Below are 15,648 nucleotides of genomic sequence, written 5' to 3'. Positions count from 1 at the left end.
GTTCATTCTCCTTTATTATTTAAGTAAATCGCCAGAAATAACCATTCTCTGAACTTCAGATGTACCCTCGTAGATCTCTGTGATCTTAGCATCACGCATCATTCTCTCTACTTCGTACTCTCTGATGTAACCATAACCACCGTGAAGCTGAACAGCCTTAGTTGTAACATCCATTGCAACCTCTGCTGCGAAAAGCTTAGCCTTAGCAGCCTCTACTGAGTAGCGGTCTGACTTCTTCTTGGCATCAGCAGCTGCGTAAACAAGAAGCTTAGCAGCTTCGCACTTTGTTGCCATGTTAGCAAGCTGGAACTGTGTGTTCTGGAACTGGCCGATAGCACGTCCGAACTGCTTTCTCTCTTTTACGTACTCAACAGTTCTGTCAAGTGCGCCTTCTGCAATACCGAGAGCCTGTGCAGCGATACCGATACGTCCGCCATCCAGTGTGTGCATAGCGATAGGGAAGCCCTTTCCGCGAGCACCAAGAAGGTTCTCTGCAGGAATGTGGCAATCCTGGAAAATAAGTTCATATGTAGAAGAACCACGGATACCCATCTTGTTCTCTTTTGTTCCGAAGGTGAAGCCAGGTGTTCCCTTCTCAACGATGAATGCTGAGAACTTCTTCTGCTTTCTGCCCTTCTTGTCTTCTACGATATCTGTGTAAGCGATGATGATATAAACATCAGCTACTTCACCGTTTGTGATAAAGCACTTTGATCCGTTGAGGATCCACTCTTTTCCGTCCTCTGTAAGAACAGCCTTGGTCTGAACGCCCTGAGCGTCTGTACCAGCCATAGGCTCAGTAAGACCGAAAGCACCGAGCTTCTCGCCCTTTGCAAGAGGAACGAGATATTTCTGCTTCTGCTCCTCTGTTCCATATGTAAGGATAGGATCGCAGCAAAGTGATGTGTGTGCAGATACGATAACTGATGTAGTGCCACATACCTTAGCGAGCTCCTCTACACACATAACGTATGTAAGAGGGTCGCAACCCTGTCCGCCGTACTCCTTAGGAATTGGAATACCCATGAAACCGTACTTCTGCATCTTCTTAACGGTCTCCATAGGGAAAACCTCTGTCTCATCAACCTCTATAGCATTTGGCTTAACTTCTTTTTCTGCAAATTCTCTGAAAAGAGCTCTCGCCATTTCATGTTGCTGATCAAGCTGAAAATCCATTATTATTTCCTCCGTATTATTCTTTAAATTGATAATTACTGCTTATCAGTTGGAACCTTGTTTCCGTCTGCGTAATTGTAGAAGCCGATTCCTGTCTTAACGCCGAGCTTCTTACCTCTAACCATCTTACGAAGAAGAGGGCAAGCGCGATACTTGGAGTCTCCGGTCTCTGTGTAGAGAACGTCCATGATAGCAAGAACGATATCAAGACCAACGTAGTCACCAAGCTCAAGAGGTCCCATAGGATGGTTACATCCAAGCTTCATAGCTGTATCGATACCCTCGATATCTGAAATACCCTCTGAATATACGAAGATACCTTCGTTGATAAGTGGAACGAGGATTCTGTTAACAACGAATCCAGCTGCCTCGTTAACCTGAACAGGTGTCTTGCCAAGATCTACTGAGATCTTCTTGATCTTCTCAACCATGTCATCAGGAGTGTTTGCACCCTGGATAACCTCGATGAGCTTCATAACAGGAGCTGGGTTGAAGAAGTGCATACCGATGATAGGCTTTGCAAGGCCTGAACCGATCTCTGTGATTGAAAGAGATGATGTGTTTGATGCAAAGATGCAATCAGGATTCTTAACGATGTTGTCCTGAAGCTCCTTGAAAAGATTCTTCTTGATGTCCATAACCTCAAGAGCAGCCTCAACTACGAGATCTGCATCTGCACAGATGTCGTTAAGACCTGTCTGGATCTTGCCAGTGATCTTGTCAGCTTCCTCCTGAGTTTTCTTTCCCTTAGCAACCTGCTTATCAAGACCCTTCTTGATCTTAGCAAAGCCGCCCTCAGCAAACTCAGTCTTGATATCGCAAAGATAAACCTTCTCTACGGACTCAGCCTGAGCAAATGTCTGAGCAATACCTGATCCCATTGTACCTGCGCCAATAACAGCTACCTTCATTTTCAATTCCTCCTAAGTATTATTTATTCTTAAAATCTACAACTTTTACTTTTGCTGGGTCGTCTTTCTTCCTGAGGAAGTTAGCCATACCCTCTCTCTGATCCTCTGACTCGAAGCATGAACCAAAGAGCTTTTCTTCGATCACAAGAGCCTCATCGATGTTAACCTGACGGCCATCATTGATTGCTTTCTTGCAAGCACGAACTGCGATAGGTGCATTAGCTGCGATCTGATTAGCCATCTTCTCAGCAGCTGCAAGGAGCTCTTCCTGTGGATATACTGCATTAACAAGACCAATTCTAAGAGCCTCGTCAGCCTTGATATTCTTAGCTGTGTAGATAAGCTGCTTAGCCATTCCGTCGCCGATAAGACGAGCCAGTCTCTGTGTTCCGCCAAATCCAGGAGTGATTCCAAGACCAACCTCTGGCTGACCAAACATAGCGTTGTCTGAGCAGATGCGGATATCACAGCTCATTGAGATCTCACATCCACCGCCAAGTGCAAATCCGTTGATTGCAGCGATTACTGGAACAGGGAACTGCTCGATCTTACGGAAGATGTCGTTACCCTTCTTACCAAAAGCCTCACCCTCAGCCTTAGAAAGTGTGCTCATCTCTCCGATATCAGCGCCAGCAACGAAAGACTTCTCGCCAGCACCTGTAAGAACTACTGCTCTTACTACCTCAAGATCAAGACCTGCAAAAGCTGCATCAAGGTCATCAAGAACCTGAGAGTTAAGTGCGTTCAGGGCCTCTGGTCTGTTGATAGTGATCACTGCGATCTTCTCTTTTACTTCAGTATTTACAAAACCCATTGTATGCCTCCTAAATGATTTATTTTCATCCGTAATAAACGCATGACTCCGCTTCGCTCCCGTCATGCTGCGGGCATTCGGAATCCGGCCTGTCGGCCTACTTCCTCATGTCCGTTATGTCTTCAAGCTAAAGCAGTCTGTTTTGTGCTAGCACAACAGACTGCTTCAGTTTAAATCCATTTATCACTCATACTTCTCTACAATTGTAGCGCAGCCCATTCCGCCGCCGATGCAAAGAGTTGCAAGACCCTTCTTAGCGTCGTCTCTTCTTGCCATCTCATGAAGAAGTGTAACAAGAATACGGCATCCTGATGCTCCAACAGGGTGTCCAAGTGCAATAGCACCACCATTTACGTTAACCTTGCTCATATCGAAGCCAAGATCCTTAGCAACTGCAACTGACTGAGCTGCGAATGCCTCGTTAGCCTCTACAAGGTCGATATCCTTAAGGTCAAGACCTGTCTTCTTAAGAACCTTCTTAGTAGCTGCAACAGGACCAATTCCCATTACCTCAGGCTCTACACCAGCAAGTGCTCCGCCAACCCATGTAGCCATAGGCTTGATGCCAAGCTCCTTAGCCTTCTCTTCGCTCATTACAACTACTGCAGCAGCACCATCGTTGATACCTGATGCGTTACCAGCTGTAACAAGTCCGCCCTCTTTACCAGAGCAGCATTTAAGCTTTGAAAGAGTCTCAACAGTTGTGCCAGCACGAGGACCCTCATCAACCTTGAACTCTACCATTTCCTTCTTAACCTTTACAGGAACAGGAACGATCTCGTCGTTGAACTTGCCTTCAGCCATAGCTTTCTCGCACTTCTGCTGAGAATTAGCTGAGAACTCGTCGAGCTCTTCTCTTGTAAGGTTCCATCTATCGCAGATATTCTCTGCTGTGATCATCATGTGATAATGATTGAATGCATCTGTAAGAGCGTCGTTTACCATTGTATCTACAACTATTCCGTTGTTCATACGATATCCGAAACGCGCATTTGGAAGTGCGTAAGGAGCCATTGACATGTTCTCCATACCACCTGCTACAACGATGTCAGCCTCGCCTGCCTTGATGAGGTCAGCTGCCATATTGACACAGTTAAGACCAGAGCCGCAAACTACGTTGATTGTAACTGCAGGGACCTCATTTGGAACACCTGCCTTGATTGATGCCTGTCTTGCTACGTTCTGTCCAAGACCAGCCTGGATAACGCATCCCATAAGAACTTCATCAACCTGTTCTGGCTTAACGCCTGCACGATTAAGTGCCTCTTTGATAACGATTGAGCCAAGCTCTGCAGCTGGAGTATTTGAAAGTGCTCCACCCATTTTGCCAATTGCAGTTCTAACTGCGCCAGCAATAACTACTTTCTGTGCCATATTGTATTACCTCCATTTTGTTGGGCAAACGCCCATTTCTACTTGTAAAAACCTCTCCTCATTCTGATTGATAAATTTTTGTCAGAACAGTTTTATTGTAGCACAGCGCTTAGGCAAATGCAACAAAAATAGCCCCCTCTCGGGAGCTATTTTATTAAAAATCTATGAATTGATATTTAATTAACGCAGATAACTGTGCACTTTATCAAACTTCTGGTTCGATAAGTCCGTATGTGTTTCCCTTTCTCTTGTAAACCACATTGACCTGGTCTGTCTCTGCATTTACAAAGACGAAGAAGTTGTGACCAAGAAGTTCCATCTGAACACAGGCATCCTCAGCATACATTGGCTTGGGATCGAACTTCTTCATACGCTCGATGCGGATATCCTCATCGTCCATATAGTCGGTCTCGATATATTCCTTCTTGAAGTTGCTGGCCTCAGCCTGCTGCTTGTCTACGAGTTTACTCTTATACTTCTTGAGCTGTCTCTCGATAACCTCTTCTACAAGGTCTACAGAAACATACATGTCATTGCTAACCTGCTCAGCACGAATGATCTTGCCCTTAACAGGTATTGTAACCTCTATCTTGTGTCTCTCCTTTTCCACACTGAGTGTTACGTCGGCATTTGTATCAGGGGTAAAGTACTTCTCCAGTTTACCGATCTTCTCCTCTACAGCTGCCTTCAATCCGGGTGTTACATCAATGTTCTTGCCTACGATAGTAAATTTCATGCAATCATCCCCTTTACTGCGTCTTAGAAAGACGTTTATGTTTGAGATAATTATACCATTTTCTAGGTGCTATTAGAGAAATTGAGTTACTTTCTTTTTCACCAACACCACTTTTTGTTAAAAGTGCACAAAAAATATCTCTTGCTTTCTATTGTGCAAAACTCAGTTTCCTCTCCATTTTTTGTGGACAATGTGGATAACTTCGTGTATAAGTCGAAAAATAGCCATTTTTTATGTTGGAATTGTGGATAACTTTTTTTGAAAATTTAAACGTTTTCTGTTGACAAATCATTTCATGTGCAAATAGGAGAAAATGCGCTTGCAGTGAGGCGCGCAGGAAGAAATAAAGAAAGCTATATCAAGCTGGCTTGATATAGCTTTCTATTAGCTTTAGAAGATTCTTCTAACAGCAAGAACTGTTCTGTAATTAGCATCTGAAATCTTGATACCAGTCTTAGCTGTAGAAGCATGTACGATCTGTCCACCACCAATGTAGATAGCAACGTGACCAGAGTAACATACAATATCACCAGGCTGTGCATTGGCAAGTCCATCAACTGCTGCACCAACACTTCTGTCTGCACCAGATGAGTGTGGAAGACTTACACCGAAGTTTGAGTATACGCTCATTACGAAACCTGAGCAGTCAGCACCGTTAGTAAGTGATGTTCCACCATATACATATGGGTTACCAACGAACTGCTGAGCAAACTGAGCAACAGCGCTACCAATTGAGCTTGTAGCTGTTGTGTAGGAGCTTGCTGCGTTGTAGCTTGTAGATCCTGAGCTGGACTTCTGGGTAGAAGTATTAGCCTTAGCAGCCTTGTTAGCAGCTTCTCTTGCAGCTCTCTCTTTTGCAAGACGTGCTTCCTCTTCTGCCTTGGACTCAGCCTTAACGAACTCTGTTGAAAGTGTTACGTAGTCAAGTGATACATAACCATCACCTTCCTCGATACTAACCTTAACCCATCCGTCAAGCTCTTCCTCAACTACCAGCTGATCCTCTATAGGAACGAGACCAAGAACCTCATCATCAAGGCTTGGGCCTCCTCTAACTTTAAGAGTTGTTGTAGTAACTGTAGCGATCCTTGTACCAACTTCCTTGGCAAGGTCAACAGCGTCATCACCTGTTACACAGTACTCCGCCTTAACGTAACCCTCTACGGATCCTGACTTGATCTTGTACCAGCCGTTGTCTTCCTCAATGTAAGTACCAACAGACTTGTCATAGAGCTTACCAATGATCTCGCCGTCCTCTTCACTTGGAAGATCTCTTACGTTAACGTAGTCATGAACCTTGGCGATTACCAGAGTCTTAAAGAGTTCTTCCTCTGAGTCCTGTTCAACTTCCTTGGCTATATCTGAGTTCTTGATGACAGAGCCTGTAGCGCTCTGGATATTTGCAAGAATACTGTCTGTAACTGTTGAAGCAAGTGGTGTTACATTAGTAACGGTCTCTTCTGAACCAGCAGCCTCTGCTGTAGTCTTGCTGATACTTGATGAAGCCTCTTCTGACTCAATCTTCTCAGTCTCTACAGACTCCTGAAGCCCTGAAAGAGATACCTGATTGTTGCCAAGTGCATAGGTGAAACCTGCCTGTGGCATTACGCTGGTTACTTTATTAGTTGACGCATAAGCGACTATGTCCAGGTTTGTGAATGTCATTGCAGCTACCATAGATAAAGCAGCAAGCTGCATAAATGGCTTTTTCAAAACGAACCTCCAAAATGTTACGAATTTGTTACATCTTTTAAAAAATATACGCCAAAATCATCCCTTTGTCAACTTAAATTTACTTATTTGGACTTTCCGACCATGAAATCCTGTACCGAAGTTACCGCATTTGCGCCATCTGCCACGGCTGTAACTATCTGTCTTAAGCGTTTTTTCCTGGAGTCACCTGCTACAAATACGCCAGGTACTGAGGTTGCGCCATCTTCACCTGCAATTACATACCCACCTTCGTCGCACTTTACAAAGCTTGCGAAAAGGTCTGTTGAAGGGTGGATTCCGATGGCCACAAAGATGCCATCAACATTAAGATCACTCTCTTCACTTTTCTTAACATTTTCTATTTTAAGGGTAGTAACCTTGTCCTCACCCTTGATCTCTTTTACAACGCTGTCCCAGATAACTTCCACGTTTGGAAGGGCAAAGAGCTCATCCTGAAGCACCTTTGTTGCTCTGAGTTCATCTCTTCTGTGAATGAGGTAAACCTTCTCACAGAATCTTGCAAGGAAGATTGCATCCTCAACAGCCACGTCTCCGCCGCCGTTAACTGCTGTAACCTTGCCCTTGTAGAAAGCGCCATCGCAGGTTGCGCAGTAAGAAACGCCCTTTCCGATGTACTCCTCTTCACCTGGAATGCCAAGCTTGGAGTGATGAGCACCTGTTGCAAGAAGAACAGTGTGAGTGTCATACTCTCCAGCATCTGTAACAACTGTAAATACAGGAGCCTTGGTGTCACTTCCCTCTTCCTTACATACAATAGAAGTAACTGTTGCATCAGCGAACTCAGCGCCAAGCTTATCAGCGTGCTCCCTGAACTTCATTGCAAGGTCAAAGCCGTTAACTCCTGGGATTCCAAGGTAGTTATCAACCTCGTATGTGTCGATGATCTGACCACCGCTCACTGGATTTTTCTCTATAACAAGCATGTTGAGACCTGCGCGCTTAGCGTAAACAGCTGCTGAAAGACCTGCAGGGCCTGAACCTATGATAATAAGATCGTACATAATGTTACCTCCTCATTTGTAAATTAGATTGTGTACAATTGAATAGTACCACATTTCTATTTTTTGTAAAGAACTTTTTTCAAAATTCGTTTAAATCCAGCCGCCATCTAAGGTTATTACCTGTCCTGTAAGATAGGAAGGCGCTTCACTCACCCGAAGGACCAGATCTGCAACCTCCTCTGGATCTCCCATTCTGCCAGATGGAATCTCATCTTCAAGCTCCTGAAGATCTCCCTCTGTAAGGTGCTGTCTGTTCATGTCCGTATCGATAACTCCGCAGGCAATGGCGTTGACCTGAATATTACTTGGCGCCAGCTCCTTGGCAAGAGCTTTGGTAAAAGAGTTTACTCCGCCCTTTGAAGCTGAATAAGCAACCTCACAGGATGCTCCCACATTTCCCCATACTGAGGAGATATTTATGATCCTGCCGCTCTGTTTTTTCACCATTGAAGGCACAAAGAGCCTGCAGGTGAAGAACACACTGCTAAGGTTACTTCCTATTACATTCTCCCAGTCAGAGGCCTCCATGTCCGTCAGAAGTCCCATCCAGGAGATTCCTGCATTATTTATAAGGATGTCGATATCTCCCACTTTCTCCGAAAGCTCTTTTACCTGGGCATAGTCAGACATGTCGCAGGCAAAAACCTTACAGGAAATACCACATTCTTCCTCAAGTTCCTCTTTAAGTTCCGTCAGCATCCCGATATTGTCCTTGCAGGTCAGGAACAGGTCGTCTCCTTCTTTGGCAAAAGAGATTGCGATTGCCCTTCCAATTCCTCTGGAAGCCCCGGTTATGAGAACTTTTCTTTTCATAAATGACTCCTTCTATATAAATAGAAAACACAATAGAAATTATAGCGAAAAAAAGCCGGGGACAAAAGCCCCCGGCGAAAATTCAGATATTTATCTTCATGACTGTGCGCAGTGCTTGAGCGCCTCCAAAACAGTCTCCTCAACGAAGGGTTTTGAGATGAATTCTGCAGCTCCCAGCTTAACAGCCTCCATCATCTTGTCCTTCTGGCCAGCTGCCGTGATCATGATAACCTTGGCGTCTGGATTTTCTCTTTTTATCTGGCGAAGAGCCTCAATGCCGTCCATCTCAGGCATAGTGATGTCCATGGTAACAATGTCGGGCTTGAACTTTACATAGTATGCCACGCCCTCTTTGCCGTTTATGGCTTCGCCCGCTACCTTATAGCCGGCTCTGTCCACTATATCCTTCAATATTCTGCGTGAAGTTCTTGAGTCATCTACAATTAAAACGCTGCTGCTCATCTTATGCCCCCTGTCCGCCTACTACAAAGTCCTTGGATACTGCAATAATATACTTGATCTCACCGCCACGGATGTAGACAGGTAAAACGATCATTTCTTCGCTGGTTGCCTCTGCAAAGTTGACGGAGAAATTAGGTGGTTCCAGTTCAATCTTTACGTCCGCTTTGCTCTGTTCAGTAGCATAAAGGCCGTTGATACAGTTTATAAGCTCACAAACCGCGTCAAGAGCGTCCTCTTTTGTCTCAATAAATTCTTCCTTGGTATAGGCAATGGCCATCTTCCTGACATCGTCATATCTGCCGGAAATTGCCACAACTGCGTTCTGGTCACCGTGGATCTTCTGATAGCCAAGAACCTCGTCTTTAAGAACTCTAGCGGTATACGCTTTTCCAATGAATACGTGATTATCCACGAGACGATACATGTTCTTGACGCCCATGGCGAGTATATCCTTAAACAGCTGCTCGTCGGTATCAAGGAAAATAGGAACTGCCTGTTCAACATCTCCGGTCTTAAGGGCCGCCATATCGCTCTCGGTAAAGCCATGAAGGCTCTGATACTGTTTCTCAGCTTCCTCGAGCTGCTGCATGCTCAAAAATCCCAGATCCACGATAGCCTGAAGGAAAATCAGATAAGCATTGCCCTGAAGTTCAAGAAGCCTTGCGACCTGGGCTTCAGTAAGATACCCCTTCTCAATGGCGATATCGCCAAAGCGCTTGTCCATGGAGGCCTGGAGAGTATTGACCTGTTCTGCCTGGGCAATATTCATGAGCTTTTCGACCACAGCAATTACGCCAAGCTTGGCGCGACTTGCTTCCTGATACTTGTATGCCTCAAGAAGCTGCTGCTTGGTCAGCATTCCCTGTTCAATGAGATAAGATCCCATCAGTCGATCTAACATATATCTCTTGCTCCTTCACATTCCATGATCACCGGGTAAAAGATAATTACGCTATATATCAATTTTAATCTAAATTACGTACACAAACAAGTTTAATTGTCAGTCAAAGGGTGAACGCCAGGACACTTCAGCTCTTCTTGGCCTTTAATGCGTCAGCCTGCTGCGCTGCGGCCTCAATAACCATCAGCTGCTGCTTGTTCATGATGATCCTGTGTCCATCCGGGTTGAAGGTCACTCCGTCCCTGTCACCAACAAATCTGATGAGGTCCTGGAATCTGAACACTCCTGCATTCCACTCCTTGCCCTTGTTTACTTTGGCAAACTCAAAGCCATCAGTGTAAACAGGCAGGAACTGCTTGCCATCCGGAGTCTTAAGGATAAGGAACTCGATCTTGGAGTCCTTGCCGATCTTGATCCTGCCATCCTCCATAACCTCAGCTGGTCCCTCGTGCTTCATTGGCAGGATAAACCGGCCATTTCTCATGAGGGTGAACATCCTCATCTCCTTGGCCTTAATGACCTCGTCTCTCTTTTCGTAATTAACAGGCCACTTTCTCTCTGCTAAACAGTCCATCATTGCGAAGTTGAGAGCCGGATTACTTGGCATCATCTTCTTGTCGCCGCCCCAGTCGCCAGGAGCTGCAACGATCTCATTTCTCTTAAACCTTGCTCTGTAAGCGCCGTTGTCGATAATAAGGTTCTCAATTCCGATGTAGTACAGGAAATCAAAGAATCCCACCTTGTTGTGGTTCTGTTTATCCTCAACAAGGCACTCTTTTACCGCCAGCTTTCTGTACTGCTTGGCGAAAAGAGCTGCTGCCTCCTCTGCAAGTTCCTTCTCAAAATAGATACATCCAAAACCGTGGTCGATGAATGGATATCCTGTAGCCAGATCGTAGAGCACATACAGATACTCTGCGTCTCTGATGCGGTCTAAAACCACGTTGTAAACCTTCCTGTGGTTTGCCTCAAACCCTGGAAGTGGTGAATGCTTGTGGAACTTTTCAAGAGCAGTCAAAAGAAATAACAGCTCCTGAGAAGATAAGAACTTAAGGGAATCTGGAGAAATCTCCTCTTCGTAGATCATCTCTCCGACTGCGTCCTTCCTGTCCTCGGATACAGTCTCCTTCATTACAGAATCCTCAGCGCCCTTGATGTTTACAGGGTTAAGCCTTCCAATAACCGGCCATTCAAGGCCTTCGTGAGCAGCCTTTACTTCTTCAAGCGCCTGCTCCTTCTGGGCTGCCAGGGCCTGCTCTCTTTCCTGCTCAGCAAGTGCCTCGTTTTTCTTGCCCCCAAATATATCAAATAATCCCATTACTTCCTCCAAAAAACTTCTGCCACTTTGGCAAGGTACTCAGGGTCCTTGCTGCCTGCGTGCTCGTAAGGTGAGTGCATTGCAAGCTGTGCAAGACCGATATCCACAGTGTTTACTGAAACCTGTGTTGTAGAGATGTTACCCAGGGTTGATCCGCCAGGCATATCAGACCTGTTTGTAAAGGTCTGGAAAGGAACTCCCGCCTCCTTGCAAAGGAGCTTGAACTGTGCAGCGGAAACTCCGTCTGTTGTGTACTTCTGGTTGGCATTATACTTGATAACGATGCCCTTATTCATAACAGGCCTGTTTACAGGGTCTGCCTTGTCCTGATAGTTAGGGTGAACAGCGTGGGCGTTGTCAGCAGAGATCATGAAGCTGTCTGCGATCGCTGCAAGGTACTGCTGCCTGCTGCGGCCAAGACCGTCGTTGATCCTCTCAAGGGTATCCTTAAGGAAAGATGAAGCTGCGCCCTGCTTGGTTGTGCTTCCAACTTCCTCGTTGTCAAAAACAAGATGCATTGATACATAATCTACAGGCTTGGCATTAAGGAAACCAAACAGGCTTGAGAATACGCACTCCTGATCATCAAGCCTTGAACTTGAGATATACTCCTCGTTAGCGCCCCAGAATGTGGGCTTAAACCTGTTGTATAAAAACAGGTCGTGGCTCAAGATATCTTTTTTGTTGACTCCTGCTGCCTTTGCAACGATATCAAAGAACTTGCCCTCGCTCTTCTCATCTCCAAAAAGTGGGAGCATGTCTGTCTGGGCGTTGTACTTGTGTCCGTCGTTGGCTTCTCTGTCCATGTGGATAGCAAGCGCAGGGAGCATTAAAAGATCTCTGTCTACATTAACCAGCACGCTTTCCGTCTTGCCCTTTTTGTCCACAACAAGTCTTCCTGCCACGGAGAGAGGTCTGTCAAACCACTCAGCGCACAACATTCCGCCGTATTTCTCAACATTCAATTTCACATAGGCTCCGCATGCAGCCATCTCAGGATTCTCCTTGACCTTGAAGGAAGGTGAATCGCTGTGGGATGCGATCATGTGAAAGCCCTTAAAGTCCTTTTTAGGTACCTTAAAAGAGATAATGGCGGAGTCGTTTCTTGTAACAAAGTAATTACCTGGTTTAAGGCTCCAAACCTCAGTCTCTTTAAGCTCTGTAAATTTCTTTTTCAAAAGTTCTGTCTTGATGTTATCAACAACGTGAAAAGCTGTTGGTGAAGCGTCGATAAAATCAAGCATTTTCTTAGTTATATTTTCTTTCATTTTTGCCACCTCGCTGAAAAATTAGTATACCATATTTTCCAATGATATGTTAAAATGTAAGCACTTACATTTTGCACCATCTTTTGTAAAAACCTCTATAAAAAAGATACGGAGACTCCTCATGACAAGACAAGAAACCTACCAGATGCTTTCGGAATACGTTGATTATCTCTTAGAGAAATCAGACGCCGAGCACCCATTCTGGAACAAAGAAAAGATCCTTCAGGGCAAGGCCAACACCTGGAACTACATCGACGGCTGCATGATCACTGCTGTTCTTTCTCTCTACGAGATGACCGGGGAAAAGAAATATCTCGATTTTGCAGACTCTTTCGTGTCCTGGTTTGTGCAGGAGGACGGCTCCATCAAGACATATGACCCACAGGAATACAATCTGGACAACATCAATCCCAGCAAGAACCTGTTCAAGCTCTACGATCTTACTGGAAAAGAGAAATACAGAAAGGCCATGGATACAGCAAGAGGCCAGCTTGAGACTATGCCAAGGACCAAGGCTGGAAACTTCTGGCACAAGAACATCTATCCATACCAGGTATGGCTCGATGGCATGTACATGGCACAGCCCTTCTACATGGAGTACGAGAAGCGCTACAACAAGATGCAGGGCTGTCTTGATTCATTCAATCAGTTCAAAAACGTCGAAGCTCTCATGAAGGATGCAAAAACCGGCCTTTACTTCCACGGATACGACGAGAGCAGGGATATGTACTGGGCAGATAAAGAGACTGGTCTTTCCCCTAACTTTTGGCTAAGAGCCCTTGGATGGTTCACTGTAGCCTTAGTTGATACGGCAGAAGCCATGGATGAGTCCATGTACTACGAGTACAGATATCTTCAGACAATGCTTGAGAACCTGGCAAACGCCCTTATTCCTTTCCAGGACGAGAGCGGAATGTTCTACCAGATTGTTGATAAAAAGGACGATGAGAGAAACTATCTTGAGACCTCAGGAACAGCACTTATCGCCTACGGGCTTTTAAAGGGCGTTAGACTTGGATATATTCCAAAGAGATTTGAAGAAGTAGCCATGAAGGCATTTGATGGCATTACCAATAAATACCTTTCAAGAAACGAAGACGGTTCACCACAGCTTGGCGGTATCTGCCTTGTGGCAGGTCTTGGCGGAGCACAGCACAGAGACGGATCCCTTGAGTACTACTTCTCAGAACCTGTAGTTGAGAACGAGGCCAAGGGCGTTGCTCCTCTTATCCTTGCCTACACCGAGATCCTTCGTAGAAACAAATAAATTACATTCAGAATATAGCTCTTTTCCCAGAGCATAAAAATGGCCTGAGGCATTTAACATGCCCCAGGCCTTGTTGTTAGTATGATTATTCCTCTTCAGGAGCTGTCTCGCCTGCAGGAAGCTCAACCTTGAAGTACTTAACATTTGCTGTAAGCTCTTCAGCGATCCTCTGAAGATCCTTAGCCTGCTCAACAACAGATTCCATGTTGGTATCAAGCTGCATGAGAGATGCGCTTGTCTCCTGTGTTGATGCGGCGTTCTCCTCGGAAATACTTGAAAGAGATTCAACGGAATTAAGGATGTTCTCCTTGTCGGAGTTCATTGTCTCAACAAGATCAACGATCTGCTTGTTACCTTCCTCAGTTTCTCTAAGGAGTTCAAGCATCTGCCCGAAGGACTCACTCATCTCTTCAAGAGCTGCGGTCTCATTGGTGATAGCTTCCTTAATAGCCTCTGTGAGCTCTTTGTTCTTGTCGGAGTAATCAGTAATTGTTGAAAGCATGTTGGTGATCTCACCCGCGAGGTTATTGGTATCACCAGCAAGGTCTTTGATGTTATCAGCAACTACTGCGAAGCCCTTACCTGCTTCACCAGCTCTTGCAGCCTCGATAGATGCGTTAAGAGCAAGGAGGTTGGTCTGGCTTGCGATGGAGATGATGGACTCTGCTGCTGTTGTGATCTGAGCAACAACTGCTGCAGTCTCATTAACTGACTCTGCAACCTGAGTAGCCATCTCGTCGTTCTTCTGATCCTGTTCCTTGATCTGTTCAAGCTGATCCTTAACCTTAGTGGACTCGCTGTAAACCTTGCGGCCTCTCTCAAGGTTAGAGTTAGCTGAATCAAGAACGTTATCTACTGAAGATCCCATGTTAACTGTTACAGAAGATGTGCTCTGTACATCCTCAGCCATTGCTGTTGCGCCCGTTGCCAGGTCGTTAACTGCAGAGCTGATGTCTGTAGTTGTCTTCTGAGAACTTGAAATGGAATCCTTGGCAAGTTCTGCCTTGGTATTAACTGTATCAGCGTGGTCGATAACCTTTACAAGGGCATTTCTAAGCTCATGTCTCATGGACTCTAAGCCTTCCAGGATGTTCTGGAATTCTACGATGATACTCTGTGCCTTGATCTTGGTTACGAAGTCACCTTCTGAAATTCTCTTAACATCTGCTGACATCTTGTTGAGAGTTCTGATGATAGCAAGGATGATAATGATTGTTGCTATGAAAAGAACTGCTGCCAAAATGCAGAAGATCAATACATTAACCAATATGCTCTTGCTTATTGCTTCGTTGTTCTCTTCTCTCTCGTGGTTAGCCCAATCCTCAACGATATCAGTCATATCACTGATATAATCTCTGGTTGTTGAGAACTCCATGTCAAAGGCTTCGATATCGCCTTCGTTTGTATCTACGTTATAAAGTGATTTCCACTTATTGAACTGAGCATCAAAGGATGGATAGATATCTGCGAAAGTCTTTCCATCAGCAGTTGTATGCTCTGTATAAAGGTCATCATTGGTCTTGGCAAGCTGTGCAGCCAATGTAACTCTCTCATAAGCCTGATCACAGTTGTCATAGTAATCCTGAATGTGGCCCTTTATCATCTCCTCTGGCAGGTACTGAGCATAAGCATTTAGGTGAAGTGCAGCTGACTGAGCCTGATACAGGTCTCTGTCTGCATTTAAAAGAGCTGTACTGATGGTATACAGCATGTCATAGTAAAGCTCTTCGTCTTGTTTTTGGAGTTTTTTCATCTTGCTGCTGTTTATTCCAATACTAAGACACTGAGCCAATACCAGTACTGCAGTAATACCAATAAGTAAAATGCCAAGTGGCGCCTTAAATCCGCTTTTCTGCTTCATTTGTATACCTCC

The 15,648-nt window shown here is 45.1% G+C and carries 14 protein-coding genes; 1 reads left to right on the top strand and 13 read right to left on the bottom strand.

Annotated features, from left to right (window positions below; translation table 11 throughout):
- Positions 1 to 15: 15 nt before the first annotated feature.
- From D6855_RS07120 to D6855_RS07065, 12 genes are all read right to left on the bottom strand, one after another.
- Positions 16 to 1,176 carry an acyl-CoA dehydrogenase gene (locus D6855_RS07120; protein WP_120739491.1) on the bottom strand — a complete coding sequence of 387 codons (1,161 nt, stop codon included), beginning with the start codon at positions 1,174 to 1,176 and terminating at the stop codon, positions 16 to 18.
- Positions 1,177 to 1,211: 35 nt separating this feature from the next.
- The gene (locus D6855_RS07115) at positions 1,212 to 2,087 is read right to left on the bottom strand and encodes a 3-hydroxyacyl-CoA dehydrogenase family protein (protein ID WP_120739490.1); all 876 of its coding nucleotides are present in this window, start codon (positions 2,085 to 2,087) and stop codon (positions 1,212 to 1,214) included.
- A 19-nt stretch (positions 2,088 to 2,106) separates the two neighbouring features.
- Complete coding sequence (locus D6855_RS07110) at positions 2,107 to 2,901, bottom strand: enoyl-CoA hydratase-related protein (RefSeq protein WP_120739488.1); 795 nt, start codon at positions 2,899 to 2,901, stop codon at positions 2,107 to 2,109.
- A gap of 183 nt (positions 2,902 to 3,084) precedes the next feature.
- A complete protein-coding gene (locus D6855_RS07105) occupies positions 3,085 to 4,275 on the bottom strand; it encodes an acetyl-CoA C-acetyltransferase (protein WP_120739485.1) in 1,191 nt (396 codons plus the stop codon).
- Positions 4,276 to 4,480: 205 nt separating this feature from the next.
- Positions 4,481 to 5,011, bottom strand: coding sequence for a ribosome hibernation-promoting factor, HPF/YfiA family (gene hpf, locus D6855_RS07100; protein WP_120739483.1), 531 nt, complete (start codon positions 5,009 to 5,011; stop codon positions 4,481 to 4,483).
- Between the two features lie 390 nt (positions 5,012 to 5,401).
- The gene (locus D6855_RS07095) at positions 5,402 to 6,724 is read right to left on the bottom strand and encodes a C40 family peptidase (protein WP_243111827.1); all 1,323 of its coding nucleotides are present in this window, start codon (positions 6,722 to 6,724) and stop codon (positions 5,402 to 5,404) included.
- An 83-nt stretch (positions 6,725 to 6,807) separates the two neighbouring features.
- Positions 6,808 to 7,746, bottom strand: coding sequence for a thioredoxin-disulfide reductase (gene trxB / locus D6855_RS07090; RefSeq protein WP_120739481.1), 939 nt, complete (start codon positions 7,744 to 7,746; stop codon positions 6,808 to 6,810).
- 90 nt (positions 7,747 to 7,836) lie between these two features.
- The gene (gene ymfI, locus D6855_RS07085) at positions 7,837 to 8,559 is read right to left on the bottom strand and encodes an elongation factor P 5-aminopentanone reductase (protein WP_120739479.1); all 723 of its coding nucleotides are present in this window, start codon (positions 8,557 to 8,559) and stop codon (positions 7,837 to 7,839) included.
- 96 nt (positions 8,560 to 8,655) lie between these two features.
- The gene (locus D6855_RS07080) at positions 8,656 to 9,021 is read right to left on the bottom strand and encodes a response regulator (RefSeq protein ID WP_120739477.1); all 366 of its coding nucleotides are present in this window, start codon (positions 9,019 to 9,021) and stop codon (positions 8,656 to 8,658) included.
- 1 nt (position 9,022) lies between these two features.
- Positions 9,023 to 9,922: a chemotaxis protein CheX gene (locus tag D6855_RS07075; protein ID WP_120739475.1), complete on the bottom strand. Its 900-nt coding sequence runs from the start codon at positions 9,920 to 9,922 to the stop codon at positions 9,023 to 9,025.
- Between the two features lie 127 nt (positions 9,923 to 10,049).
- Complete coding sequence (locus D6855_RS07070; RefSeq protein WP_120739473.1) at positions 10,050 to 11,240, bottom strand: SseB family protein; 1,191 nt, start codon at positions 11,238 to 11,240, stop codon at positions 10,050 to 10,052.
- Positions 11,240 to 12,508 carry a M18 family aminopeptidase gene (locus tag D6855_RS07065; RefSeq protein WP_120739471.1) on the bottom strand — a complete coding sequence of 423 codons (1,269 nt, stop codon included), beginning with the start codon at positions 12,506 to 12,508 and terminating at the stop codon, positions 11,240 to 11,242. Before D6855_RS07065 ends, D6855_RS07070 begins: the two co-directional genes overlap by 1 nt.
- A gap of 121 nt (positions 12,509 to 12,629) precedes the next feature.
- Between D6855_RS07065 and D6855_RS07060 the strand changes: the two genes are divergently transcribed.
- The gene (locus D6855_RS07060) at positions 12,630 to 13,775 is read left to right on the top strand and encodes a glycoside hydrolase family 88/105 protein (RefSeq protein ID WP_120739469.1); all 1,146 of its coding nucleotides are present in this window, start codon (positions 12,630 to 12,632) and stop codon (positions 13,773 to 13,775) included.
- 85 nt (positions 13,776 to 13,860) lie between these two features.
- Here D6855_RS07060 and D6855_RS07055 read toward each other — a convergent pair whose 3' ends face one another.
- Positions 13,861 to 15,636, bottom strand: a complete 1,776-nt coding sequence (locus tag D6855_RS07055) for a methyl-accepting chemotaxis protein (RefSeq protein WP_120739467.1) — start codon at positions 15,634 to 15,636, stop codon at positions 13,861 to 13,863.
- Positions 15,637 to 15,648 lie beyond the last annotated feature (12 nt).

The sequence above is a fragment of the Butyrivibrio sp. CB08 genome (assembly GCF_003625485.1).
Lineage (GTDB): Bacteria > Bacillota > Clostridia > Lachnospirales > Lachnospiraceae > Butyrivibrio.
The sequence above is the reverse complement of the archived record's forward strand: the minus strand, read 5'-3'. Positions and strand labels throughout refer to the sequence as shown.